Origin of the sequence: Pseudomonas sp. SZ57 (genome assembly GCF_009495975.1) — a bacterium.
Lineage (GTDB): Bacteria > Pseudomonadota > Gammaproteobacteria > Pseudomonadales > Pseudomonadaceae > Aquipseudomonas > Aquipseudomonas syringae.
The window spans coordinates 20,776-44,531 of the sequence record NZ_WIBD01000014.1 but is presented as its reverse complement, the minus strand read 5'-3'; the positions used below and the strand labels follow the sequence as shown (position 1 = coordinate 44,531).

Genomic DNA, 23,756 nt, shown 5'->3' with positions numbered 1-23,756 from the left:
TCAGCTAGTCGAGAGATAAGCTATCACGAACTCGCCAGATATTAGTCCAGCAATGCTTAAGGAAAATGCATGTCTGATCTTAAGAAGTTGACAGTGGTTGTGAAAAATTTCAATTTGCGGGCCTCCGGTGATATTGATGCGCTCTACAGTCGCGTGAGGCTTGAGGATGAAGAGGGCAGCACTTTTTATTTTAAAGAGGTGGTGGTGCCAAAGTATCTATCAGATAAAGGAGCGCTGCGCACCGATACGCCTCGCACTTGGTATTTTAAGCATCTTGGAAAGAAATCGATCATTGTAGTTGCATTCGAGAACATGTACGGCAAGGTTGAGTATGAGCTTGGTGATATGAGCCTTATTGTCAGATCTACTGTCATTAAAGGGGTGTTGTATTCTATTGGCTCAATTCCTGGGGGCTTCATTGCGGCTACAGCCACCTTTGGTCTCGGTCTCGTGCTGATTCCTTGGGGGGTATGGTATGGCTATCAAAATATCTTCAAGGTTCCGGCCATGCTAAGTCACAAGCGATTGCTGGCAGACTTTTCTCACCATGGAATTCTCGTCAAATAACGTAGTGGCTAATTCATTGTGTTCACCTGATGCTGAGAAAGCACCCCAAGAAGTGATCGAAGCATCCCGGATTGATTTCGGGGTCGCGGTCACTGCGTATTTGAATCAGCTCGAAATAATGGGTTTTTCGCTGGTGGCAAGAATCTACTTCGACCACAAAGATCGATTCCTCAATGGGCGGCTGATCAGGACATCGGACGTGTCCGAGTTCGTAGAACGCTACGGCTTCCTGCTGGCCTTCACTCTGACCCAAAGTGTCTACGTTCTGATATGCCCCGATTCTGAATTGTTGAGGCTGCCCGAGGGTGACGAACGTGCACGCCGTGCGAAGTGCTGAGATCCTCTGTTCGAAAGATGATCGCGTAGCGGGAGCAATCGATGAACTATCGAGCAGTGCTAGTTGATGCGTTCGGGACAATCGTTCGAATTCGATCTGTCACGCATCCCTATCGCAGTCTACTGAAAGAGGGGCTGCGGGGAGGTAGGTATCCCAAGCCAAGTGACATTCGAACGCTCCTGATGTTCGATGGCGACCTTGCTCAGGCTGCCGAGCTTCTCAAGATCACGGTTCGGCCAGAGCGGCTTGATCAAATTCAAGATGCCCTTGATCGTGAGGTTCACAGTATTGAGGCTTTCCCTGATGCCCTTGAAGCCATTCAGTCCTTACAGGCACAGCAGGTGCGGTTAGGCGTCTGCAGCAATCTTGCAGCGCCTTATGGCGCTGCTTTAAAGCGTCTTTTTCCAACACTTGACGCTTATGCACTGAGCTATGAGATCGGAGTTCTCAAGCCGGATCCAGTGATGTACCGCAGCGCCTGCAAACTGCTCGGAGTAGGCATTGGCGACCGATTTGGTGATGAGCGTATAGCAATGGTCGGAGACTCGTTACGCTGTGATTGCCATCGCCCCAGAGCGGTGGGAATCAACGGACTGCACCTTGATCGATCTGGGGCTGGACGGATTACAAATTTGATGGATTTTGCCTCACTGATACTCACCCAACCTAGCTGAGCCCGGCACTCGCACTCTGTGGCGAGCCAACGTCACACCCTCACGTAATGCGCTTTTGAAACAACGAAAAACTGCACCCCGAGCGCCTCTCCTTGGTGAATATGTTGCTGGCCGAGACTTCCCACACATACACGAAGGGCTCGTCGGCCAAGTAGGAGCCGGCGGGGCGCAGCCATACCGTCGTGCCTTGGTGTGTCTTCACCGTGAAGGGATCGTTGTTCTGGCCAAGGGCGCCGAGTATCTGCAGGGCGGTCTTGTTTCGCTGCAGATCGTTGTGCAAACCTACCAGCGCAAAAAAACCGACGGATTGATAAGCCGCTTCACAGGCCAGCAATTTGACAAGATCGTCTTCGATGGCCGCGCGGGTCAGCGCCTCGCCGTGGAACACCGACTTAATCTCGACAAAGTGTGTGCACTCCATGTCCTTGGCTAACCGGGCCTTGCGCAACTGCGAGATATTGCGCAGCGACAGATCGGTTTTTTGGCTGGAGGCTGTAGTCTTGTGCAACACGTTTTCGACGTTGACGAAGTCGGGGGCCGGCAGCTGTGCGTCGAGCACGTCCTTGAGCGGCACGTAGAGCGAGCGCTCTTGCGTATGGAAGTGTTGCATATTGCCCTTGGCCATTGTTTTCACAATGGTATTGAGCTCCAACAGCAGGCGGGCGACATCAACGTAGGACGACATGCCACCATCCCAATGCAAGGCATGCGCGTGCGCGACAAAATTAGCAGCGCTGATATCTGTTATGGCCATTGGCGCAGTTTCTCTATGGCAACCTGCAGATCAATGCCGGGCACTTGGCTTTGCAGATACTCGGGCGATACATAGTTCCAGCTGGGCTCGCCGTTTTCAGAAAAGTGCACGATTGCATACGAGCCCGAGTGCGCGAGGCCGACACCCGCAGGGTAGTGCTCGATCCACATCGAATGTTTGCAGATATAGGCGATTGCCGCCTGCTTTGCATGCTGGTCGAAATAATCCCGACGGTGCAGCAGCCGTGCGAGATACCCGGGCTTGATGACAATCTCCATGACCGCCGTGCCTTCATCCGTGTACGCACGGAGCAACGCTTCAATGGCCTTTGCCTTGATGCTTTCAACGGCATTGGTCACCGAGGTGCCGTAATAGTCGGGTAATTGGCAGCATAGAAACACAATGTTGCCATTGCGGCTGATGATGCGCAAAAAGCAATTGCCTTCCTCCCAGAACCCCTGAAACCTGAACGGGAGGAATTCTACGCAGTGGTCGCGCAAGGTGATCTGTGTGTCCATACGGTGATCCAGTTCTGGGTAAACGAAGTGTGACTTTAAACCATTTGCAATGGTGTGACGGGGATCGATTTATCAGGCTGACCTGGTAACAGCATGGCCTGCCTCACGGCAGGCCATTAACGGCCCGCACACAGAAAATCCGACAGTCCCATATTTCGCCTCAGCCAACCCCTTCATCCGAGCGGCCAAACTCTACATCAAATTGGGGAAGCGCATCGGGGTAACTATTCGTCAGTTGGGTTATCCGACGAAGAACATTCTGAAGAGCTGGCATGAAGAGTACGAGCGATGCCTCGACCCTACTATCCGCAGCGTGGCGAGGACGAGTCGACCATTGGTGAGAACGAAAAGGTCTTGGCCATGCGCCGACACCTGGCTTCCTGTTCAAGGAGAGCGCTGCTCAGGAGGGATTGCAGGAATTGCTGATTGAGCACGCATTTTTCGGAGATGATCACCGGTATGTCGCTGCCACGGGTGAGCGTTGGCATAGGCTTTCAGAGTATGCGCTGATCCCGTTTGACTGGCCGAGGAGGAGTAACTCGCAATAGTCCGGGGAGCCTAGTGTTCCGAAAGGTTGATTCGTTTACCTACTTAATCTGTTCCGCCCAATGATTCCGGGGCCTTTAGGTTAACGAACTACCCGAGCGGGACACTAGGGAGCGGAAAGCCCTTTACGTCGAAATTGCATGAGCTTGCAATTACAGTGATTTATTGAGTTATTTTCAGCTACAGCTACCCTTGATTGCATTCGGCCATTTCTTTCGGGTGATTGATGCGCGTTGAACAGTTGAAGGTCAAGAATTTCAGGGGCATTAGACATCTCGAATGGAACCTCATGGCGCAGTCGATCTGTTGCCTGATCGGAGTTGGGGATAGCGCTAAAACCACTGTTTTGGATGCTGTAGAGGCAGCATTGTCCCCACGTTGGATGACCTTCAATGAAGCCGACTTCCACCACGCCAATACAGCGGAAGATATCGAGGTTGAGGTCACCATCGGAGAGTTGTCGCGTGCATTGCTTTCCGACGGGCGCTTCGGCCTCTACCTTCGTGGTCTTTCTGTCGAAGGACAGCTCAACGACGAGCCTGGGGACACCGACGACCCTGTTCTCACAATAAGGCTGTCGGTCGATGCAACCATGGAGCCAGTTTGGTCGTTGGTCTGCGATCGCTATCCCGTTCCCAGGACTCTATCGAACAGAGACAAAGCGATGTTCTGTCTGGTTCGCCTTGCTGGTGACGAAGCACGGCATTTGACATGGGCGCAGGGCTCGGTGCTGTCGAAGATGACAGAATCGAACGATGAGACTGCTCAAATGCTGGCTAATGCCTATCGCTCAGCTCGTCAAAGCGCAAATCTTAGCTCCATCCCGGAGCTGGCTCGGGCAGCGACATCTGCCGAGACTGCGGCTCGATCACTCGGCGCCTATATCAATGAGAGTTATAACCCTGATCTCGAACTGGGTCGCGGCGGGTTTAGCTCGGGCTCGATTGCACTACACGACGGTTCCGTGCCGCTGCGGTTAGCGGGGCTTGGCACCAGGCGGTTAGCCACTCTGGCAGTGCAGCGCTCAGCAATCAGCGAAGGGGCAATTGTGCTGGTTGATGAGATAGAGCAAGGGCTTGAGCCCCATCGTGTTCTTGGGGCGATGGCCCAGTTGAAAAAATGGCAAAAGGAAGCAGAGAACGCACATCTCGCTAAAGGTCAGATCCTAATGACGACTCACTCGGATGTTGTTTTGGCAGAGTTACCCGCCCCCTCACTTTTTATCGTTTCTCGCTCTTCAGGGGCGGTTTCCGACATCAAGCATGCTTCAGCCAGTGGAGACATTTCCCGAGTTTTGAAAGGTGCGCCACGAGCATTGTTTGCCAGGCGGATCCTGCTCTGTGAGGGGGCAACGGAGTTGGGGTTAATGCTCGGAGTCAGAGAGCACTACTCAGATCGGCATGGTGGCGTCCCTATAGAGCAACTGGGCTCTGCCATCATCGATGGCGGTGGATCAGCGGGGCCACCCTTGGCGCTTGCTTTGCGGGCTCTCGGATACCACGTCGCTCTATTCAGAGACTCGGATCGAAAGCTAGATGCTCATTTTGCTACCAAACTCCAAGCTCAAGGTGTCCGGGTCATCGAATATGGAGGAAAGCTCAATACTGAGCGAGCGGTCTTCCAATCAGCCAATAACACCCAAATCGAGAGCCTCCTCGACTTGGTGACCGGCTTCATAAGCGAGCCTACGCTGATGGATCATCTTGGAAAAGGATTCCCAGACATGGATGTGACAGAGAGCTTCGACCAGTGGGATTTGGTGGGCGACGACGCAAACCTTCGATTTCGCATGAGCGATTTGGCTGCTGAAAAAAGCTGGTTCAAGACTGCTGAACGCGGTCGGGTCATATCTCCTATTGTCGTGGAGATCTTGAATGGCTCGCCTGCATCGGCGATAGGCTTATGTTTCAACACCGTCGAGAACTGGCTATATGGTAACGCCTGAGTCCATCCTCTCACTCAGCCGCAGGGCCATAGTGGCCCCTGCCGGCCATGGGAAAACAGAGCTTATCGCTAAGGTTGCGGCGCTAGGCCGAAGAACGTTAGTACTCACTCACACCCACGCAGGTGTTCATGCCATCAAGGCGCGCCTGAGACGAATGCACGTGCCCGCAGATACCGTGGTGGTCGATACGATTGCATCATGGGCTCGACGGTATGTTCAAGCCTTCCCAAGCCGCTCGGGAAGGCCGGAGCTAAACCTCAACAAGCCCGACTGGGACGATGTGTATCTTGGTGCGGTATCCATCCTGAATAGCCCGGTTGTTCAAGAGGTTATCAAAGCCTCCTATGACCGTGTGCTGATAGACGAGTATCAGGATTGTGAGCAGCATCAGCATTCCATTGCTGCTTGGTTATCAAGCATTGTCCCGACTGTCATTTTTGGCGATCCGATGCAGGGCATTTTTGAATTCGTCGAAACTAAGATCGGCTGGAGCGAGTCTGTCGCAAGCTATTTCACTCAAGCTTACGAGCTCGAAATCCCCCACCGTTGGACAGCGGCGAATGTGGAGCTGGGCAGATGGATTGCAGCTACCCGGCAGAAGCTTATGACCGGGCAGCCGATAGACCTCAGGGATGGGCCGATCACCTATATCCAAAGCAATGATGCGTTCGATATGTCGTTGTTCTTTGATGGATTCGATTCAAGGACGGGCTCAACTGCGGCGATCAACTGCTGGAGGAACACCTGCAATCAACTTGCAAAAAGTACCAAAGGCGCTTTCCAGTCAATCGAGGAGATAGGAGCAAAGCGCCTGATGGACTTTGCCGAAGTGTGGGATATGCCGGAATCTACTCCCCAGGCTCGATCCGACGCATTGAGGTCTCTGATGGATGATGCTGTGACTCGCGTTTTGGCTGATTCAGGGGGCGCAACTGATGTCGTGCTCGACATGGAAATCTACGCCGCGTGGGCAAAGCTCTCGATTGGCGGATCCCCCGAGAACGCTTTGGATGTGATGAGACTGGAAAGGAGTCATCCGCATACAAGGACGTACCGAGGTGAGCTCATTGGAGACACCAGGCGAGCTTTGACGGAGCTTGCGGATGGCCGACATCAGAGCCTTGTCGCTGCGTCTGAAGCTGTTAGGCAGCGACTAAGCATGACCGGTCGGGCGACTGTCGCCAGGACAATTTCCACGCCGTTGCTCCTCAAAGGCCTGGAGTTCGATCACGTACTGATTCCAGACGCAGCGCATTATGTGAAGCAGAAGACTGCTGCGGCGAAGTCTTTCTATGTGGCGATTTCAAGGGCCAGACACACTCTGACAATCTCAAGCAAAACGCCGATTCTGGAGTTTCCTCTGCCCAACCTATAAGCGGCTTACGATTACTAAATGTCAGGCATTAATGGAGCAACGATGGCGGAACCATCTACGATAGTCTGGAAGACCTCCCTATGGTTCCAGCCTCCTTGAAGATTCACGCCCAGCCGCTCCCTGCCGAAGTACGGTACCGATCAAATTTTGCTTGAGGCCTAGCTGTACGCCAAGGACTGAATATGCACCCTGATGAACCTTATCTTGACTTCGCCGCCCTCACTCTCGACAGCAACATACTTCGGGGTCAGCGTTACAACTTCGACGGCGGCATTCTCAAGCAACTGGAGCAATTCAGCGGGAGTCCGGTTGAGATAATTCAGCCTGACGTCATACATTTCGAAGGCGTCACTCACCTGACCTATGAGATCAGTGAAGCCTTGAAGGGGGCCAGGAGCAATTTAAAGGCTTTGGGCAGGTACGTAGAGGTTGACGGTTTCACGAGCTCACATTTGGGCCCTGATGTGAGCCCCAGGGAGCTAGCTGAGCATAAGCTTAATCAGTTCTATAAACGCATAAATGGACGTGTGATACCAAGCTCGGAAGCGGACGTTGGCACGTTGATGAAAATGTACTTCAACTCTCAACCTCCCTTCGATACGGTCAAAGACAAAAAGCACGAGTTCCCTGACGCCGTGGCGCTATTGGCGCTGGAAAACTGGGCGATTACTAACCAGAAGAAGATGGTGCTGGTCAGCAAAGACAAAGGCTGGCGCGCTTTTGCAAATAATTCTCCATTACTGCACGTCGTCGAGGAAGTCTCAGATGCGCTATCCCTGTTTCAGCCTCATACCAAGGTAAAGGAGCTGATTGCCCTGCTGCAATCCGAAGGCCTTCTTGAGATCAACAGTGCATTGTTCAAATCAATATCCGATGAGATTAAGGAGCGTGCGGTTAGCCAAGAGCCGACGATCGACGCAGGCTCTTTCTTCAATTTTGAATATGACGACGTTCAGGTTGAGTATGTGGGGCATAAATTTGCCTCCCACACTGCCGACGAAAAGCTCAGGATAGCGATTGTTCTCATTGAGGAGGATAGGGTCGTTCTGAGCCTCAACACCCTTGTAACCATCAAGGTAACTGCCCAGTTCGCGTTTACCCAATATGATTCGATCGACAAAGACTATGTTCCGCTTGGAGGCGCTCTAGAGCAAAGGACGGCTAGTTATGAAGCAGACGTGCTGCTTCATTTTGAGGGTGACTGGACAGACGTCCCGAACCATCTACTACTGGGTGAGATAGAGATCCAAGGTGAGTTGGAGCACGTGGAGTTCGGAGACGTTGGGCCAGATTACTCTCAAGAACATGAGGAGCAACAGCGATGGGAGTATGAATGGGATCAGGAAAAAGATAGGCGACGTACAGAAGACTCGAAGTATTGAGTGAAGACTTCAAGGTCTTTAGCAAGCACCCTTACCCACTTTCTAAATTGACGGTATTGATGTGACGATAATTGACCAGTCAGCTCTACTTAATCGTAACTCCGTTATCCTTCGCCTAGATGGAGTTCCAACTGCCATCGAAGAAGGAATGGCTGGAGAGGGTTTCTTCCTTGATCCAATGGGTAGTTGGCGGTCGTTGTCCGGCGATGGGCTATTTGAGGTCGAAAGCCAGTGTGTAGTTATACACGATGAGCTTGCCGCCAAAATTTTCGGCAGCATCAGCTACTATTACAGCATTCTGCCCATGGCTCCAACTTTTGTAGCTGAAGCTGGGCTCAACTCGGAGTCGCCAATAGGACGCAATGAGTTCGAAAAGCTATTGCTGGCGTTTGCGAAACTCCCCGAACTCAACCGATTTTTATATCTGTATGACTGTCGCATACTGGTGTCGGCTATTCAGGAGTGTACAAAAGAGGTGAGTCAGCTCACTGGTGAGTTTTATCGCATACTAAACCTAGAGCCCTTATTCACACCTGGAATTCGTCTTGACGACGGGCTCCGGTGGAGCACATCGCCCAGCGTTACGAATCTCAACGCGATACTCGGTTTCCTATTTATCCGAATGCACAGCCTGCTCGATTACCTTGCTAAGCTTGCCATGGAGACCGAAAACCTTCGAGCGGATTTTTCGAATTATCCAAAGCTAGCCTCGTCAAAATTCCTGTTTGGACAACGGAATCGACTAGTGCTCAATGATCGCAGGGGATCTCTTTTCGAGTCCTGTGAAGAGGTGCAGGAGGTCGAGTCGGTTCGTAATCTGCTCATTCATGATGGGCTGCTTGACGATATGCCAAAGGCCTACGAGGTTATTCAGAATGGGGTAGCGATCGAGCGATTTATATTGATGCCAGATCGTACGAACGGCCAATTTGAGCGCTATAAAAATCGACGGCTTTTTTACGGTCGAGAGGACAAGATCAACCTTCGTCTCGCTAGCTTAGTTCGCGCTTTTCAGTTGCGTGAAGTCGAAACACTCAAGGGTATCCGAGAGAATATTGCATCATTAGATTAGCTTGGGATGTTCATCACACTATGCGTTGTGACTAGGCCTCTTTGATGAATGGGGTGGACGTTTAGGCTGCAATGCTAATGGAGAGTCCCCAGAGCCATCCCCCCCATGTCACTGTTGCCCGAGTCTCCTGAGTTCGCCATCCAGTTGGTAATAACCTTAAATTATCGGATAGTCTTTCGACTCTCAAGCAAGCTGTGAGAAAAGACGCGAAACGCCTGCATTAAGCGGCGTCCCCGGGTGGGGACGACCTCACGCCCTCTACAGCCTGTATAATTCGGCAATACTGCCGGAGACACCATGAACCCGTTGCCGATCGATGCCGCCCTGCCGGCCCTTCTCAAAGCTCTTCACGATCGCAATGAGGTAGTGCTCCAAGCTCCGCCAGGCGCAGGTAAAACTACACGCGTCCCTCTTGCGCTCCTTGATCAGTCATGGCTGGCCGGCCAGACAATCGTCATGCTCGAACCCCGTCGATTGGCAGCTCGTGCCGCAGCAGAAAGGATGGCAAAGGAAATCGGGGAGCAGGTGGGCGAAACTGTCGGCTATAGAATCCGTCTCGAAAGCCGGGTTGGCCCCAAGACCCGCATCGAAGTCGTGACTGAAGGTATTCTTGCACGCCGGCTGCAGGATGATCCGTCGTTGGATGGTGTCGGCCTGATTATCTTCGACGAGTTCCATTTGCGGAACCTGGACGCAGACTTGGCTCTGGCGCTCGCCTTGAATGGTCGTGAACTCTTCCGAGAAGACTTGCCGCTGAAGGTGTTGGTGATGTCCGCCACGCTGGACGGCGAGAGGATATCCGCACTGCTTAACGGTGCGCCGATCGTGAGCAGTGAAGGCAGGATGTATCCTGTGGACGTTGTCTGGGGCAAATCCCCGCTGCCAGGAGAGTATGTAGAGCCTCGCGTCGTCTCCACCTGCATCGATGTGCTTGAAGAGCAGGTGGGCAGTGTGCTGGTGTTTCTCCCAGGCCAAGCTGAAATTCGACGTGTACATCGCGATCTGGAGGAATGGCTCAGCAAGCAGTCACCTGGTCACGCTTCACAGATCCTGCTCTGTCCGCTGTACGGCGAGCTTTCGCTGAGCGAACAGCGGACAGCTATCGAGCCCGCGCCGTCCGGAAAGCGCAAAGTTGTACTGGCCACCAACCTCGCGGAGACCAGCATCACTATCGAGGGCGTACGCATCGTCATTGACGCCGGCTTGGAGCGGGTGCCACGTTTCGATCCGCGCAGTTCAATGACCCGCCTCGCGACTCAGCGAATTTCCAAGGCCAGCGCCGCTCAGCGGGCTGGCCGGGCAGGGCGGCTCGAACCCGGAGTCTGCTATCGGTTGTGGTCAGAAGCCCAACATGAGCAACTCTCCAGCTTTAGCGCCCCAGAAATCCAGCAGGCCGATCTCGCGGCATTGGCTCTGAACTTAGCTCGCTGGGGTGTTACACCTGATCAGCTCCATTGGTTGGATGCCCCACCGACTGCAGCGTTCTCTCAAGCCTGTGATCTGCTCTGTCGGCTGGGTGCTCTGGATGCTAACGGTGTCCTCACACCCCATGGGCAAGCAATGGCGCAGTTGCCTGCTCATCCTCGTATTGCCCATCTTCTCATTCGTGGGCATGACCTTGGCCTATCTCCGCAAGCCTGTGACCTCGCAGCCTTGCTGGGCGAGCGCGATATCTTGCGGGGTGCTGGCGCTGACTTGCACAGTCGCCTGACTCTGCTGGCAGGCACAGAACGCGCGGCGCGCGGCGCACAAGGCGGGGTACAACGGGCCAGACAACTGTCGCGGCAATATCGCGGGTATCTGCGCGACGCAGCGAGCAGCCCGGTCAGCGATCCGGACCACTCACGCTGGCTGGGCGCCTTGCTGGCGCTGGCCTACCCGGATCGCGTCGCACAGCAACGCCGAGCGGGCGGAGCCGAATACCGACTGGCCAACGGCCGCGCGGCACTGTTCGCCGAGGCGGATGCGCTGATGAAACAGCCATGGCTAGTCATCGCGGATTTGGGCAGTCGTCAGGGCCAGCGCGAAGAACGCATCTACCTCGCCGCCGAGTTCGATCCGGCACTGTTCGATTCGGTGTTGGCCGAGCAAGTCATCAGCGTGGACCAGATCGACTGGGACGAACGCGAAGGTGTATTCCGCGCCGAGCGACAGCGCAAAGTCGGTGAACTGATCATCAGTCGCGAACCACTGACCGGCCTCGACGAGACAACCCGCAGCCACGCGCTGCTGGCGCTGGTGCGCCGCAAAGGCCTGGAACTGCTGCCCTGGACGACGGAACTGCGTCAGTGGCAGGCGCGTGTTGCACTGTTGCGCGGCCTGGATATCGAGAAAAGCTCAGCGAGCGAGTGGCCTGATCTGAGTGACGCACAACTGCTGGCGACACTCGAAAACTGGCTGATGCCCTACCTGGGCAAAGTCACCCGGCTCAGCCATTTCAGCCAGCTCGACCTGTCCTCCATCCTGCGCAACCTCCTGCCATGGCCATTGCCGCAACAGTTGGAGGTGCAGGCACCCCAGACTCTGCAAGTGCCCTCTGGGTCGAATATCCGTATCGACTACAGCGAACATCCGCCGATTCTGTCGGTGCGGCTGCAAGAGCTGTTTGGTTTGTCCGATACGCCGCGTATCGCCAACGGGCGGCAGGTGCTGAAACTGCACTTGCTGTCCCCGGCACGTCGCCCGGTGCAGGTGACGCAGGATCTGGCTAACTTCTGGCGGTCGACCTACATCGATGTGAAGAAAGACTTGAAGGGGCGCTATCCCAAGCATTATTGGCCGGATGATCCGTTGGTGGCGGAGGCGACGGCGCGGGTCAAGCCTAGGGGAACGTAGTAGGGCCAAACACTGGCTACGCCTTAGTAGGCCGGACGTTCTCTGGAGTCTTCCTTGACGCATCAGGCGTAAGGGCAACAGCGATAGTTTGAGGAAATGCCTTTTCAAACCGCCCGACGAAGCGCGAGCAGGAAAATCGCAGGGGGCTATCTACCCGTTCAAGCTCAGGCCCCTGCGTGGATAACCGGCTCAACCTGTCACCTCAAAACTCTGCCGTCCCGCCCAATCAACCCATCAAAAATCCGTCTTCCATACAACCCAACGCTCAGTCCCGTAACAATCAAAAGCACCGCCAGTACCTTGCCCGTCGACATATGCTCGTTGAATATCACAACCGAGCCCAGCATCCCGAAAATCGGCACCAACAGCGACAGCGGAGCCACAGTTGAAATGGGATAGGTCTTGAGCAACGAGTTCCATATCCAGTAGGCGAACAGGGTGTTGGGATAGACCTGAAACAGAATCGACAGTACTGCGGTGGTGCCGATATGGTTCACAAACATGATGTAGCCGACGCTGCCGTTAATGGCGTAATCAAGGGCGAACAGGGGGATAGGCGAGAAGGCGCTGGACCATACCAGAAAAGCAAAGACATCCCTGGTATTGGCTTTTTTGTTAATGATGTTGGCCACACTCATGGACAACGCTCCCACCAGCACCAGTAGCATGCCGAGAAGGCTGACCGAGCCGTCGCTGATCAATATGACGCTGAGCAGACCGCTGAGCGCAATGAGCATGCCCAATATCTGGAACCGGTTCAGTGCTTCCCTGAATACCCAACTGCCTAGGAGGATGCTGAAGAACGCGCTGAACTGCAGTACCAGCGAGGCGATCCCGGCCGAAAGCCCGGCTTTGATGCCCAGATTGACTATTCCCCAGAGCCCGATGCCGAAGACCAGCCCATAACCGATGAGATATCGCCAAGGCACATTGGGTCTACGGACGAAAAAGATCGCTGGCAGGGCGCAAAGACTAAAGCGCAGCCCTGCCAGAATGAGTGGATCGACGTTTGTCAGCCCCAGTTTGATCACTGAGAAGTTGATTCCCCAGATGGCCATGACCAGCACAGCCAGCGCTATGTGCAGTGGTTTCATTGATGATTTGCCTTGTCATGAATCACGGACGGAATTTGCAGGTACGCCCAGTACAGCAGCGCAATACCGCTGATGGCTGCCCCCAGTAGACATACAGCGACCCAGCCAGAATTCGCATAAGTGTAAGTGGCCGCCAGGGCGCCGACGCCGCTGCCCAACGAGTAGAAACACATATAGGCGCCTAGCAGCCGGCTTTGCGCATCGGGCTTTGCAGCGAAGATCAGGCTCTGGTTGGTCACATGCACTGCTTGCACGGCAAAATCCAGCAGAATTACTCCGACGGCCAACGCCAGCAATGAGCTGTCAATAAATGCGCTTGGCAGCCACGACAAGGTCAGCAGTGCCAGCGCAATGCCTGTTGTGCGGTTACCTAGCCCTTTATCTGCGAGACGTCCCGCTTGCATTGCCGCAAGTGCACCAGCTATCCCGGCCAGGCCAAACAGGCCGATCTGCGTGTGTGAGAGCGAGTGAGGTGCTGCGCTGAGCGGAAGAACCATGGCGGTCCACAGCACGCTGAATGCCGCGAATATAAGCAGGGCAAAGGTGCCTCTGACGCGTAATGTGCGTTCGGTTCTGTAAAGCGTGAAAACAGAGCCCAGAAGCTGCCAGTAGTTACCTTTTTCTTGCGACGCTTGAGACGTCGGCATGGCGCGATACAGTAGCAGTGACATGCAGACCATCAAGACGGCTGAAACGAAGTAGACACCTCGCCAGCCCGCCAGATCAGCCATTGCGCCGGAAACGAAGCGCGCTAGCAAGATGCCCAGAATAACGCCGCTTGTCACCGTTCCTACGGCCTGACCACGTTGTTCGGTGCTCGTCAGCGATGCGGTGTAGGCCACGACCACTTGAACCACAACGGCCGTCAGCCCGACCAGCATCATTGCGCCGAGCAGCATGCCCCAATTCTGCGACAGGCCCACCGCGCACAAAGCCACGGCTGAGATCAGCATCTGCGTCAGGATTAGTGTCCTGCGGTTCAACATATCGCCCAGCGGCACCACGAACAGCAAGCCCAGGGCGTATCCGATCTGTGTCGCAGTGACGACTATGCCAATGACTCCTGTACCTACCGAAAGGCTGGCTGACATTGAATCCAGCAGTGGTTGAGCGAAATAGACGTTGGCAACGGACAAGGCGCAGGTGGTGGCAAACAAGAACATCAGGCGTCTGCTGATAGTGCGCGGTGTGTGCGAAAGCAATGCTGCCGTATTGCCGGATTCACGATCAGTTTCCATGCCTGCCTTCAAGGAAGATCGAGTATTCAGTGTCATAATTCGTCCCTGATGTGGTTTCTAATTAAAACCAGGTTTTGATTTTTAGCAGTGCTGGTTTTAATTTGCAACTACAGTTGTGGGTTTTTCGTCTACCCGACAGAATGTCTTCTGCACACTATTTGGTTGGCGCCTGACGTCGGAGATACATGGCCAGACAGAAATTGATGGCACAAAGCGAATGCCCTGTGGCCCGAGCGCTTGAGGCTATTGGAGATCGCTGGGTATTGATGATCCTCCGAGAGGCCTTTGACGACGTTCGCCGTTTCAGCGAGTTTCAGAAAAACCTTGGGCTGGCAAAGAACATACTTGCTGCAAGGCTCAAGCTGCTGGTTGAGCTAGGAGTGTTTGATGTGCAGCCAGCGTCGGATGGCAGTGCTTACAAAGAGTACGTGCTTACCGAGATGGGGCACGCCGTATTTCCTGTTGTAGTAAGCATGCGCCAGTGGGGCGAACGCTTTCTGTTCAGCAAGGGCGATACTCATTCGGTATTGCTGGACAACGAATCGTCGCAGCCTGTGGAAACTCTCATGGTTCGCTCGAAAACCGGTAAGGCGTTGACTTCAGCAGACTGTCATCGGCTTCGGATCAAGCGTGAGTCCTGAAAACTGCATGTTTGTTCGTCAATTGCTCAAGCAAGCATGCCGCTTCATGAGGTTGGTCCTATGTATGTCGAAGACACCGAAATCCTTGCACTTTCAGATGACGGCCGCTATCGGGTCGAGGCAACATCGTGGGAAGCGGGCAATTCACACTGGGTTTTTCCGCCCGTCATCATCGATACACAGCAAAACTGTTGTGTCTTTTCTTTTAAAAGCAGCCTCTGGACAGCCGACCGAGCAAACTGGCTGGATGCGACAAGAGTCGAGCTGAAACTACGTAAATACCCCTGAGGGCTCACCGGGACCGGAATAACCGTCGCTATCGACTGCGCGCGGCACAGCTGTTTACGGAGTTGGGCTAGAAGTAGGGTTATCGAAGTTCGAGGAGGTTCTCGATAAGATGTTGGATATTCAGATACCCAGAGAACGCCAGGGCGCGACGCCCTGGCAGGCAGCAGATGTCACTTTTTCTTTTTAGCCGGCTTTTCAGCCTTTTCTGATTTCTTGGCCTTTTCTGGCTTGCTATCCGCTTTTTTGGCCGCTTTCTTTGGCTCGGCGTCTTTTTTCTTGTCTTTCTTTTCAGAAGACTTGGAAAGCGTCGAGGCCGCTTCAGATTTCTTGGCAGGTGATGCCTTCTTGTCTTTCAAGTCCTTGCTGGCTTTCGAGGCTTCGCCTTTACTTTTCTTGTCGTCTTTAGCCATGTTGATCACCCTTTGGTGTATGCCGGTATTGGCACGTCGCCCATGGAAGTATCCATGGGCTAATCATTAGGCGAGCGCGCTCAGAAACCGTTCAAACTGTTTTGACCCTGTCGAACGCTGAAGGACGACATTCAGATGCTCGGTGACTCGCCAGCTTATCGACGGCTACAGGGCTGCCATTTTCGCTTGGCTCCGGTATTTTCAACCACGCGAATACTCAGGAATCGATCGCGGAACGTCGCCGAGCAATCGGGTAACCAGGGAAAGACATTGAACACTGCCAGATTTGTTTTCAAATCCTTTATCAAGCGCTGGATGAAAACCATCTTCTCACGGGATGACAACCGTAAACGCGAGTTCAAACCCCAGTGGACATGCCAAGGCCCGGGTTCAATCCTCATGGAGCGGTATCACCATATCGACGCCAGCGAGCAGGATAAGGACGGCCTCTACGACTACTACTACGAGTACGATATGTACTACTTCACAGAAGGCACCTTGTCCCTCGTCGCGCGCTGTTACACGGATGATGCTGATGAGGCCAACTTTATGGGCATCGAGTTTGATGGGTATGACCGCGCGCTTGAGCCTGACGATCGGTCTCTCCCGCTAGTGAACGCAGCCCTGGCCCAGTTGACGGCTGATGGAAAAACGAAATTCTTTACGTTCACCGGAAAAGGTTATGAGCCCATATTTGCGGGCAATGAGCATGAAGGCGACATCACGCACGGAGAGCGCATCGAAGCTTCAGCAAACACTCGACGCGATGCTGGGGATGGATGTTGAGCACCCTTGAAGCCTGAGTGCGCTTTGCCCCTTCAAGGCACCACCGGCAACAAAAACCGCCCAATCACCGGCAGGTGATCAGAGATCAACAACGTGTCATCCCTGCGCACCCGCGCACTGACCCGCTTCAGGCTTGGGCTGTAGAACAGATAATCCACCGTCCGGTCCGGCCCGTTGATGCGGCTGTCGTTGGGGAAGCGCGTCAGCCATTTGCTGCGGTCGATGCCGCTGGATTCGGCGTTGTCGGGGATCATCGGGTATTTGTCCCACAGCTCGTGCAGTTCGCTGTCGGCGGCGTAGCCAAGGCGCTGCTGCTCGGGGAGGCGCTGGTATTGGCCCAGCGGCAGCAGGTTGAAGTCGCCGCCGATCAGCCAGGGCGTGCCGCCGCTTTCCAGCTTGTCCAGCTGTGTTTCTGTGGCCGCGACCTGTTTTTGTGCGGTGTCGCCGGCGTGTCTGGCGGTGGTCAGGCTGGTATTGATGACGGCCAGTTTGCCGCCGTCACGTAAGGGCAGGTAGCTGACCAGCAAGGCATCCTTTGGCTGGAACTGACGGCTGATGATGTTGGCGTCGGGCACCGGCAGTTGAATACGTTCGGCGCTGTCGATGTGGAAGCGGCTGAGGGTCGCCAGTTTTCTGCCTACGCTGCCCCAGATATGCGGGTTGGGTACGAACTCTGACTTCCAGTAGAAGGCCTGCGTGCTGCACGGGTAGAGGTCCGCGACACGTTCCTTGATCAGCGCCAGCTGATCCTGATAGTCGGAGTTCTTGGCGCCATCGTCGACGCCTTGCAGCAGCACGATGTCGGGCTGTTCGTCACGGATGACCCGCGCCACTTCATCCAGATTGTAGGCAAGGTCTTCATGGGTCGGGCGTTCGTCCGGGCCGCTGCCGTCGGCCATGTCGTACCAGAACACGTAGCGTTTACCCGCCAGGTACTGGATGTTCCAGGTCATGACTTTCAGCGCTTGCCCCGGCACCAGTTTCGGTGCCTCGACCGCAGGGTTGCAACTGGCCGTGAGTAATTCACGGGCTGGAGGACGCCAGGTCAGTTGGAAAACCAGTAACAGCAATACGGCGACCAGCAGCAAGCCGTACAGGGTCAGACGTAGCAGTAAACGGGGCATCGGCTCGACTTGGAGCGCCTGGCGCTCAGTGAGGGATTCGGCATTGAGCATACCGAATCGACGCGCCTGACGTCAGCCTTTGCTTCAGGCGCGGTGCGCGGGCTCGCTGATCAGCATGAACAGGCGGAACGTCACGATGGTGGTGAACAGCTGCAGGAAGCTGCCGATGCTGTCGGTGATTACGGAAACCGCTGCGCTTTGCGGTTCCGGAAACAGGTACAGGCTGGCGCCCTCGAGCAGCCACAGGGGAATGTAGACGCTCAGCACGCACACCAGAATGCGCGTGAAGTGTCCGGTGGTCATCTGCATGCTTTCGCGCATGGCCATGAACGGCGTGAGTTTGCGCAGAACCAGCAGGTACTCGCTGAACGCCAGTTTGATCATCACCCAGATGCCGGGTACGACGAACAGTGAAAGGCCGAACATGATCAGCAGGGTGCTCATGGCCGACAGCACGGCGAAGGTCGGCCACAGGCGCACGGCCATGGCCAGTACATCGCGGGTGTGTACGTCCTCGCCACGGCTGCGTGCGTCGAGAAACAGGATCAGCGCGGCCGTATAGACAGGGTAGAAAAACAGCCCGATCACCAATGCGTAGGCAGGTGACGTGTCGGCGGACATGGCGCTGCCCAGCGCTTGTTTGGCCAGTACCTCAAGGATCACGACAGGCAGGCACAGCAGCGCGATGCTGCCCAGATTACGCCGAAAGAAATAAAGCGAATCCTGGATGATGTTCAACGGGTTCATGGAGATAGATCGCAGGCTAAAAGCAGGCGCACACTTTAGCCCATGCCCCCTGTCGAACCAAGCGCAGTGGTTTTCGGCGCACGCCTTGTTATCTTTTTCTTCATGTCATTGAAGCGCGTCGATGAGGCCCCATTTTCTGCACATGGTCCTGCCATTGCGGCAGGGAAGAATTCCAGTGGCAACTCAGTGAGGTGGTCATGAACAGCGAAGAGCAAACCCTGATTGACGGTCTTTTCTCGAAACTGAAAGACGCTGAAACGGCATCCGCCCCGCGAGATGCTGCGGCCGAGGCGCGTATCAAGGAGCATCTGACCCGTCAACCCGCTGCGCCGTATTACATGACGCAGGCGATTCTGGTGCAGGAAGCAGCCGTCAATCAGCTCAATCAGCAGGTAAAACAGCGCGACGAGCAGATTCAGCAGTTGCAGGCCGAGCTCCAGCAGGCCAAGGGGCAAGCCTCATCCGCGCCAGCGAGTGGCGGGTTTTTGTCGAGTATCTTTGGCAGCAGCGCCCCGCGCGCATCGCAGCCGCAACCCAGCCAGCCTTCCAGTGGCGGCTGGCGTGATGGTGGTGGTTTCAATCCTGCACCTGCGCCCGCAGCGCCGCAGGGTGGTTATGCCGCGCCGGCTCCGGCTGCCGGCAGTGGCTTTCTTGGCGGCGCGCTGAAGACCGCGGCCGGTGTAGCGGGCGGTGTGCTGCTGGCAGAAGGTATCAGTAGCATGTTCAGCCACCACAGCCAGCCGCAGGAGATCGTCGAGGTCATTCATGACGCGCCACAGGCTCAGGACACCGGCTTGTCCAATGATCAGGGGGGTTGGGGACAGCCGGATCAGCAGTACACGGCTGACGATAATTTCGACGATGGCGGCGACAGTTTCTCGGACGATGATTCGTTCGTTTGAGGATGTGACGGTCGTTCTTCAAGTTCCAGCGCTCATCGTTATGCACAAATCTCCAAGAGCCCGAAAAGCGTGACTTTCGGGCTTCTGCCCGCAGGTCGGGGGCGGCGATCCGCGTTGCTCACGAATACGATGGTACAGATGCTCCATTTTCAGGGGTTACCGGCCTCTTCGCGAGCAAGCTCGCTCCCACGGCCTGCGGCCAGAATCAAGAGCAGACTTGTGTATAACGATGAGCACTGGAGCGTGGGAACGATAATCTGTGCCATGACGCACGGGCTTCACAGCGGCCGGTACCGATCCATCCCTCAATTCCTTCCTCAAACTGGCATACTGGGCGCCGATTCACGTTCCGGATCGCTGTAACCCGTGGGCATGTTGCCCGCCATGAGGAATTGCGGTGAAGAAGATCGCGGTGTTCGCCGACGTGCAGAACCTGTATTACACCGTGCGCCAGGCGCATGGCTGTCATTTCAATTACGCCGCCTTGTGGGCGGATATCAGCAAGCGCGGCGAGATCGTTCACGCGTTTGCGTACGCCATCGATCGTGGCGACAGCAAGCAACAGCAGTTCCAGCAGATCCTGCGCAATCTGGGGTTCACGGTCAGGCTCAAGCCGTACATCCAGCGCAGCGATGGTTCGGCCAAAGGGGACTGGGATGTCGGCATCACCATCGATATCATGGATTTCGCGCCGCAAGTGGACGAAGTCGTGCTGGCGTCCGGTGATGGCGATTTCGACATGTTGCTCGAACGCGTGATCAGCAAGCATGGGGTCGAGGCGGTCGCCTACGGCGTACCGGGGCTGACCGCGAACTCGTTGATCCGCGCCGCCAGCCGTTACGTCCCGATTGAAGGCGCGTTGTTGTTGAAATGAATTTACAGGGCCAGGCCAGTGTTGGAACGTATTGCAGTCATCGACTTTGAAACCACCGGTATCTCCCCGGGCCATAGCTGCCGGGCGACCGAGATTGCGGTGGTGATCATGGAGCAGGGGCGTATCGTCGAGCGCTTTCAGAGCCTGATGAATGCGGGCGTGCGTATTCCTGCGTTCATCGAAGGGTTGACCGGCATCAGCAACAACATGATTCGTACCGCCCCCAGCGCCGAAAGGGTGATGGGCGATGTGGCGGATTTCGTCGGTTCAACACCGCTGGTGGCGCACAACGCCTCGTTCGACCAGAAGTTCTGGGATTACGAGTTGTCGCGTATCGAGCGCACGCGCGAACAGAGCTTTGCCTGTTCGCTGCTGCTGGCCCGACGGCTGATGCCCGGCGCACCGAACCACAAGCTCGGCACGTTGACCCGTTATGCGCGCCTGCCCGACACCGGCAAGGCTCACCGGGCGATGGCCGATGCGGAAATGGCGGCCAACCTGACGGCGTACCTGACCAACGAATTGCGCCAGACCCACGGCATCTCTGCCATTTCTCACAAAATGCTGTGCTCCCTGCAGAAAGTCCCCGCCGCGAAGATCAGCGAAACGCTGAAGCGCCAGCGCGGCCTCTGACCTGTTCTTGTCAGTGCTCCTGCTTGCCGTTGTTGATCAAGTAATCGGCCGGCAGGCTGCGTTCCACTGCCGTTGACAGCACGATTGACGTTTTGCTGAAGCCAAACTTGGCGATTCGGTTGATCAGGTCTTCCAGGTGCGGCATCGAATCGACCGCCGCGCGCATGATCACACACGGGTCGCCCGTCACTCGGTAACACTGGATCAGTTCGGGGACTTTCCACAGGTCCTTGTAGGCCTGCTGATTGCCATGGCTGCCCATGCGCAGTTCGATGATGCATTGAATCGGCAGGCCGACTTTCGACAGATCGACCTTGGCCTCGTAACCGGTAATCACGCCACTGGCTTCCAGCTTGGCGACCCGCTCGGCCACCGCGGGCGCGGACAGGTTGACCAGTTTCGCCAGTTGCGCAAAAGACGCACGGCCATTTTTCAGCAGCTCATCAAGCAGAATCCGATCGTATTTATCCAGGGTCATGGCGTGCCTCGTACCGAGCGATGGGCGGTTTTAAAATAAAAGGAAAGCAGGCCTGACAAGCATTGAATCGTAAGTTTCAGCGCGGTTTAAACAGGTTTGTCTGCTTAATATCCGACTTCGGCCTTCATACAATAGGTCAACCATAACAATGATCCCAGAGCCTAGCCATGCCTCAATCCGTTCGTGTTTCACCCTTGCTCATCGGTGCCTTTCTGGCCTTGTACCTGATCTGGGGGTCTACCTATCTGGTGATCCGCATCGGTGTGGAATCATGGCCGCCGTTAATGATGGCGGGTGTGCGCTTTCTAATTGCTGGCTGCTTGATGTATGGCTTTCTACGGTTTCGCGGCGTGCCGGCGCCGACCTGGGCTGAGTGGAAAGCCGCGTTCGTGATCGGCTTCCTGCTGCTGGCCTGCGGTAACGGCGGTGTGACCCTGGCCGAACACGCAGGCGTTGCGTCAGGTGTGGCAGCGCTGGCGGTGGCGACCATGCCGCTGTTTACCCTGCTGTTCGGGCTGTTCTGGGGCAACCGCACCACCAACCTTGAATGGGCGGGCATCGTGCTGGGCCTGATCGGCATCGGCCTGTTGAACCTCGGCTCCAATTTGCAGGCCAGCCCTTATGGCGCCGCCGTGGTGATCTTTGCCGCCGCCGCCTGGGCATTCGGTTCGGTGCTGAGCAAGCACCTGCCGTTGCCGAAGGGTCCGATGGCCAGTGCGGCGGAAATGATCACGGCGGGAGCGACGCTGCTGATTGGCAGTGCCTTGAGTGGCGAGCGTCTAACGCATATGCCGACGGCGGCGGGCTGGGGCGCGCTGCTGTATCTGGTGGTGTTCGGCTCTATCGTCGCGTTCAGCGCCTATATGTACCTGCTCAAGAACGTGCGCCCGGCAGCGGCGACCAGCTACGCCTACGTCAATCCGGCGGTGGCAGTGATGCTTGGCGTGGTGTTCGCTGGCGAAACGATTGGTGTCGAAGAGTGCATGGCCATGGTGGTGATCATCAGTGCCGTGGTGCTGATTGGCCTGCCGCAATGGCGCCGGTCGCCGCCGCGAGAGGCCGTATCGACACGCACAAGCTAACCGAGGCGCGCCGGACAGGTTAAACTGCGCGCCTTGCGTTGAATCTTTCCTACGGTATTTCCATGACATTCGCCTCTCTCGGCCTGATCGAACCCTTGCTGCGCGCCCTCGAAGCGCTCGGTTACCAGACTCCGACGCCTGTACAGACTCAGGCAATTCCTCCGGTACTGGCGGGCCGCGATCTGATGGCTGCTGCACAGACCGGCACCGGCAAGACCGCAGGTTTTGCCCTGCCGCTGCTGCAACGGCTGACCATGGAAGGCCCGAAAGTCGCGCCCAACTCGATTCGCGCGCTGGTGCTGGCGCCGACCCGCGAGCTGGCCGATCAGGTTCACGAAAGCATTCGTCAGTACGCCGAGCATCTGCCGCTGACCACCTACGCGGCTTACGGCGGCGTGAGCATCAACCCGCAGATGATGAAACTGCGCAGGGGCGTGGACGTGCTGGTCGCGACCCCAGGCCGCTTGCTCGATCTGCATCGCCAGAACGCGGTCAAGTTCTCCCAGTTACAGACGCTGATCCTCGATGAAGCTGACCGCATGCTCGACCTGGGCTTTGCCGAGGAATTGCGCGGTATCTATGCGGTGTTGCCGAAGCCGCGCCAAACCCTGCTGTTCTCCGCGACGTTCTCCGACGAGATTCGTCTGCTGGCCGCGCAGATGCTCAATGACCCGCTGACCATCGAAGTCAGCCCGCGCAATGTCGCGGCATCGTCGGTCAAGCAATGGGTCGTGACTGTGGACAAGAAACGCAAGGCGGATCTGTTCATCCATCTGATGAAGAAGCATCGCTGGGGCCAGGTGCTGGTGTTCGCCAAGACCCGGGTTGGTGTCGATCAACTGGTGGATCGCTTGCAGGGGTTGGGCATGAACGCCGACGGCATTCACGGCGACAAGCCGCAGGCCACTCGCCAGCGTGCGCTGGACCGCTTCAAGAGCAATGAAGTGAAGATTCTGGTGGCCACCGACGTGGCGGCGCGCGGTCTGGATATCGATGACCTGCCGACCGTGGTCAACCTGGACCTGCCGATCGTGGCCGAGGATTACATCCACCGTATTGGCCGCACCGGCCGTGCGGGGCTGACGGGGGAGGCGATTTCGCTGGTGTGTGCCGATGAGGTTGAGTTGCTGTCAGCCATCGAAGTGCTGACCCGCCAGACCCTGGAGCGCAAGGAAGAGCAGGATTTCGAACCGGAGCATCGCGTGCCGAGCACGGATGCCAGCGGCCAGATTCTGAAAAAGCCCAAGAAACCGAAGAAACCCAAGGTGTCGGGCAGTAAGCGCAACCTGGGCAAATGGGTCGACAGCGGCGAGTCCGAGCCTGCGCCGGTGGTCAAGCCGGTGCGTAAAGTGCCGGTCTTCAACACGGGTCCGCGCAAGAAGAAGCCTTGAAGCGCAGTGCGCATTCAACGCGGACGGAGCGCTCATTGCTATACACAAGTTCGTTTTTGATTC

Annotated in this window: 23 protein-coding genes and 1 pseudogene; 16 read left to right on the top strand and 8 right to left on the bottom strand. The window is 55.9% G+C overall.

The annotated features are described in order from the left end of the window. Positions 1-69: 69 nt before the first annotated feature. Genes GE543_RS14120 through GE543_RS14110 form a run of 3 tightly spaced genes read left to right on the top strand, consistent with a single transcriptional unit; the run spans position 70 to position 1,578 of the window. Complete coding sequence (locus tag GE543_RS14120; protein ID WP_153221688.1) at positions 70-567, top strand: hypothetical protein; 498 nt, start codon at positions 70-72, stop codon at positions 565-567. After that, the gene (locus GE543_RS14115) at positions 548-904 is read left to right on the top strand and encodes a hypothetical protein (RefSeq protein WP_153221687.1); all 357 of its coding nucleotides are present in this window, start codon (positions 548-550) and stop codon (positions 902-904) included. The genes GE543_RS14120 and GE543_RS14115 overlap by 20 nt, the downstream gene beginning before the upstream one ends. A gap of 41 nt (positions 905-945) precedes the next feature. Beyond that, positions 946-1,578, top strand: a complete 633-nt coding sequence (locus tag GE543_RS14110) for an HAD family hydrolase (RefSeq protein ID WP_153221686.1) — start codon at positions 946-948, stop codon at positions 1,576-1,578. A 40-nt stretch (positions 1,579-1,618) separates the two neighbouring features. Here GE543_RS14110 and GE543_RS14105 read toward each other — a convergent pair whose 3' ends face one another. Together GE543_RS14105 and GE543_RS14100 are read right to left on the bottom strand one after the other, a co-directional pair. Then, the gene (locus tag GE543_RS14105; protein ID WP_153221685.1) at positions 1,619-2,332 is read right to left on the bottom strand and encodes a hypothetical protein; all 714 of its coding nucleotides are present in this window, start codon (positions 2,330-2,332) and stop codon (positions 1,619-1,621) included. Continuing rightward, entirely contained in the window at positions 2,323-2,763 is a 441-nt protein-coding gene (locus GE543_RS14100; protein ID WP_153221684.1) for a hypothetical protein, read from the bottom strand. The genes GE543_RS14105 and GE543_RS14100 overlap by 10 nt, the downstream gene beginning before the upstream one ends. An 859-nt stretch (positions 2,764-3,622) precedes the next feature. On the opposite strand from GE543_RS14100, the gene GE543_RS14090 reads away from it, so the two are divergent. From GE543_RS14090 to hrpB, 5 genes are all read left to right on the top strand, one after another. Next, positions 3,623-5,341: an ATP-dependent endonuclease gene (locus tag GE543_RS14090; protein WP_153221682.1), complete on the top strand. Its 1,719-nt coding sequence runs from the start codon at positions 3,623-3,625 to the stop codon at positions 5,339-5,341. Between the two features lie 154 nt (positions 5,342-5,495). Next, a complete protein-coding gene (locus GE543_RS14085) occupies positions 5,496-6,716 on the top strand; it encodes a UvrD-helicase domain-containing protein (RefSeq protein WP_371927169.1) in 1,221 nt (406 codons plus the stop codon). A gap of 182 nt (positions 6,717-6,898) precedes the next feature. Next, positions 6,899-8,098, top strand: coding sequence for a PIN domain-containing protein (locus GE543_RS14080; protein WP_153221680.1), 1,200 nt, complete (start codon positions 6,899-6,901; stop codon positions 8,096-8,098). A 61-nt stretch (positions 8,099-8,159) separates the two neighbouring features. Next, positions 8,160-9,170 carry a hypothetical protein gene (locus GE543_RS14075; RefSeq protein ID WP_153221679.1) on the top strand — a complete coding sequence of 337 codons (1,011 nt, stop codon included), beginning with the start codon at positions 8,160-8,162 and terminating at the stop codon, positions 9,168-9,170. A gap of 297 nt (positions 9,171-9,467) precedes the next feature. Beyond that, positions 9,468-12,005 carry an ATP-dependent helicase HrpB gene (gene hrpB / locus GE543_RS14070; RefSeq protein WP_153221678.1) on the top strand — a complete coding sequence of 846 codons (2,538 nt, stop codon included), beginning with the start codon at positions 9,468-9,470 and terminating at the stop codon, positions 12,003-12,005. Between the two features lie 197 nt (positions 12,006-12,202). Here hrpB and GE543_RS14065 read toward each other — a convergent pair whose 3' ends face one another. Together GE543_RS14065 and GE543_RS14060 are read right to left on the bottom strand one after the other, a co-directional pair. After that, positions 12,203-13,099 (bottom strand): EamA family transporter, encoded by an 897-nt coding sequence (locus GE543_RS14065; RefSeq protein ID WP_153221677.1) that lies wholly within the window; start codon positions 13,097-13,099, stop codon positions 12,203-12,205. Further along, positions 13,096-14,337, bottom strand: coding sequence for an MFS transporter (locus tag GE543_RS14060; RefSeq protein WP_371927168.1), 1,242 nt, complete (start codon positions 14,335-14,337; stop codon positions 13,096-13,098). The genes GE543_RS14065 and GE543_RS14060 overlap by 4 nt, the downstream gene beginning before the upstream one ends. A gap of 185 nt (positions 14,338-14,522) precedes the next feature. Between GE543_RS14060 and GE543_RS14055 the strand changes: the two genes are divergently transcribed. Next, positions 14,523-14,978: a helix-turn-helix domain-containing protein gene (locus tag GE543_RS14055; protein ID WP_004411893.1), complete on the top strand. Its 456-nt coding sequence runs from the start codon at positions 14,523-14,525 to the stop codon at positions 14,976-14,978. A gap of 60 nt (positions 14,979-15,038) precedes the next feature. Then, the gene (locus GE543_RS14050) at positions 15,039-15,266 is read left to right on the top strand and encodes a hypothetical protein (RefSeq protein WP_050554485.1); all 228 of its coding nucleotides are present in this window, start codon (positions 15,039-15,041) and stop codon (positions 15,264-15,266) included. Between the two features lie 170 nt (positions 15,267-15,436). Here GE543_RS14050 and GE543_RS14045 read toward each other — a convergent pair whose 3' ends face one another. Further along, positions 15,437-15,685, bottom strand: a complete 249-nt coding sequence (locus GE543_RS14045) for a hypothetical protein (RefSeq protein WP_032699752.1) — start codon at positions 15,683-15,685, stop codon at positions 15,437-15,439. A gap of 306 nt (positions 15,686-15,991) precedes the next feature. Between GE543_RS14045 and GE543_RS14040 the strand changes: the two are divergent. Then, a pseudogene (locus GE543_RS14040) lies at positions 15,992-16,429 on the top strand (hypothetical protein); the annotation flags it as partial. Positions 16,430-16,494: 65 nt separating this feature from the next. On the opposite strand, the gene GE543_RS14035 reads toward GE543_RS14040, so the two are convergent. Together GE543_RS14035 and GE543_RS14030 are read right to left on the bottom strand one after the other, a co-directional pair. Further along, entirely contained in the window at positions 16,495-17,637 is a 1,143-nt protein-coding gene (locus tag GE543_RS14035) for an endonuclease/exonuclease/phosphatase family protein (protein WP_153221675.1), read from the bottom strand. Positions 17,638-17,670: 33 nt separating this feature from the next. Next, positions 17,671-18,333, bottom strand: a complete 663-nt coding sequence (locus GE543_RS14030) for a YciC family protein (RefSeq protein WP_003368738.1) — start codon at positions 18,331-18,333, stop codon at positions 17,671-17,673. 197 nt (positions 18,334-18,530) lie between these two features. On the opposite strand from GE543_RS14030, the gene GE543_RS14025 reads away from it, so the two are divergent. From GE543_RS14025 to GE543_RS14015, 3 genes are all read left to right on the top strand, one after another. Next, complete coding sequence (locus GE543_RS14025; RefSeq protein WP_046271017.1) at positions 18,531-19,235, top strand: DUF2076 domain-containing protein; 705 nt, start codon at positions 18,531-18,533, stop codon at positions 19,233-19,235. 397 nt (positions 19,236-19,632) lie between these two features. Next, positions 19,633-20,109 (top strand): NYN domain-containing protein, encoded by a 477-nt coding sequence (locus GE543_RS14020; protein WP_002555259.1) that lies wholly within the window; start codon positions 19,633-19,635, stop codon positions 20,107-20,109. A gap of 21 nt (positions 20,110-20,130) precedes the next feature. Then, a complete protein-coding gene (locus GE543_RS14015; RefSeq protein WP_153221717.1) occupies positions 20,131-20,742 on the top strand; it encodes a PolC-type DNA polymerase III in 612 nt (203 codons plus the stop codon). Positions 20,743-20,752: 10 nt separating this feature from the next. Here GE543_RS14015 and GE543_RS14010 read toward each other — a convergent pair whose 3' ends face one another. After that, on the bottom strand, positions 20,753-21,220 hold the full coding sequence (locus GE543_RS14010; RefSeq protein WP_004411882.1) for an Lrp/AsnC family transcriptional regulator: 468 nt from the start codon (positions 21,218-21,220) through the stop codon (positions 20,753-20,755). A gap of 167 nt (positions 21,221-21,387) precedes the next feature. Between GE543_RS14010 and yedA the strand changes: the two genes are divergently transcribed. Both yedA and GE543_RS14000 read left to right on the top strand, forming a co-directional pair. Then, positions 21,388-22,302 carry a drug/metabolite exporter YedA gene (gene yedA / locus GE543_RS14005; protein ID WP_003313834.1) on the top strand — a complete coding sequence of 305 codons (915 nt, stop codon included), beginning with the start codon at positions 21,388-21,390 and terminating at the stop codon, positions 22,300-22,302. 62 nt (positions 22,303-22,364) lie between these two features. Beyond that, positions 22,365-23,693 carry a DEAD/DEAH box helicase gene (locus GE543_RS14000; RefSeq protein ID WP_153221674.1) on the top strand — a complete coding sequence of 443 codons (1,329 nt, stop codon included), beginning with the start codon at positions 22,365-22,367 and terminating at the stop codon, positions 23,691-23,693. Positions 23,694-23,756 lie beyond the last annotated feature (63 nt).

Bases quoted from the DNA above. Each gene is read 5' to 3' on its own strand.
- GE543_RS14120 (WP_153221688.1), top strand. From the start codon at position 70: ATGTCTGATCTTAAGAAGTTGACAGTGGTTGTGAAAAATTTCAATTTG.
- GE543_RS14115 (WP_153221687.1), top strand. From the start codon at position 548: ATGGAATTCTCGTCAAATAACGTAGTGGCTAATTCATTGTGTTCACCT.
- GE543_RS14110 (WP_153221686.1), top strand. From the start codon at position 946: ATGAACTATCGAGCAGTGCTAGTTGATGCGTTCGGGACAATCGTTCGA.
- GE543_RS14105 (WP_153221685.1), bottom strand. From the start codon at position 2,332: ATGGCCATAACAGATATCAGCGCTGCTAATTTTGTCGCGCACGCGCAT.
- GE543_RS14090 (WP_153221682.1), top strand. From the start codon at position 3,623: ATGCGCGTTGAACAGTTGAAGGTCAAGAATTTCAGGGGCATTAGACAT.
- GE543_RS14085 (WP_371927169.1), top strand. From the start codon at position 5,496: ATGCACGTGCCCGCAGATACCGTGGTGGTCGATACGATTGCATCATGG.
- GE543_RS14080 (WP_153221680.1), top strand. From the start codon at position 6,899: ATGCACCCTGATGAACCTTATCTTGACTTCGCCGCCCTCACTCTCGAC.
- hrpB (WP_153221678.1), top strand. From the start codon at position 9,468: ATGAACCCGTTGCCGATCGATGCCGCCCTGCCGGCCCTTCTCAAAGCT.
- GE543_RS14065 (WP_153221677.1), bottom strand. From the start codon at position 13,099: ATGAAACCACTGCACATAGCGCTGGCTGTGCTGGTCATGGCCATCTGG.
- GE543_RS14060 (WP_371927168.1), bottom strand. From the start codon at position 14,337: ATGGAAACTGATCGTGAATCCGGCAATACGGCAGCATTGCTTTCGCAC.
- GE543_RS14055 (WP_004411893.1), top strand. From the start codon at position 14,523: ATGGCCAGACAGAAATTGATGGCACAAAGCGAATGCCCTGTGGCCCGA.
- GE543_RS14050 (WP_050554485.1), top strand. From the start codon at position 15,039: ATGTATGTCGAAGACACCGAAATCCTTGCACTTTCAGATGACGGCCGC.
- GE543_RS14035 (WP_153221675.1), bottom strand. From the start codon at position 17,637: ATGCTCAATGCCGAATCCCTCACTGAGCGCCAGGCGCTCCAAGTCGAG.
- GE543_RS14030 (WP_003368738.1), bottom strand. From the start codon at position 18,333: ATGAACCCGTTGAACATCATCCAGGATTCGCTTTATTTCTTTCGGCGT.
- GE543_RS14025 (WP_046271017.1), top strand. From the start codon at position 18,531: ATGAACAGCGAAGAGCAAACCCTGATTGACGGTCTTTTCTCGAAACTG.
- GE543_RS14010 (WP_004411882.1), bottom strand. From the start codon at position 21,220: ATGACCCTGGATAAATACGATCGGATTCTGCTTGATGAGCTGCTGAAA.
- yedA (WP_003313834.1), top strand. From the start codon at position 21,388: ATGCCTCAATCCGTTCGTGTTTCACCCTTGCTCATCGGTGCCTTTCTG.
- GE543_RS14000 (WP_153221674.1), top strand. From the start codon at position 22,365: ATGACATTCGCCTCTCTCGGCCTGATCGAACCCTTGCTGCGCGCCCTC.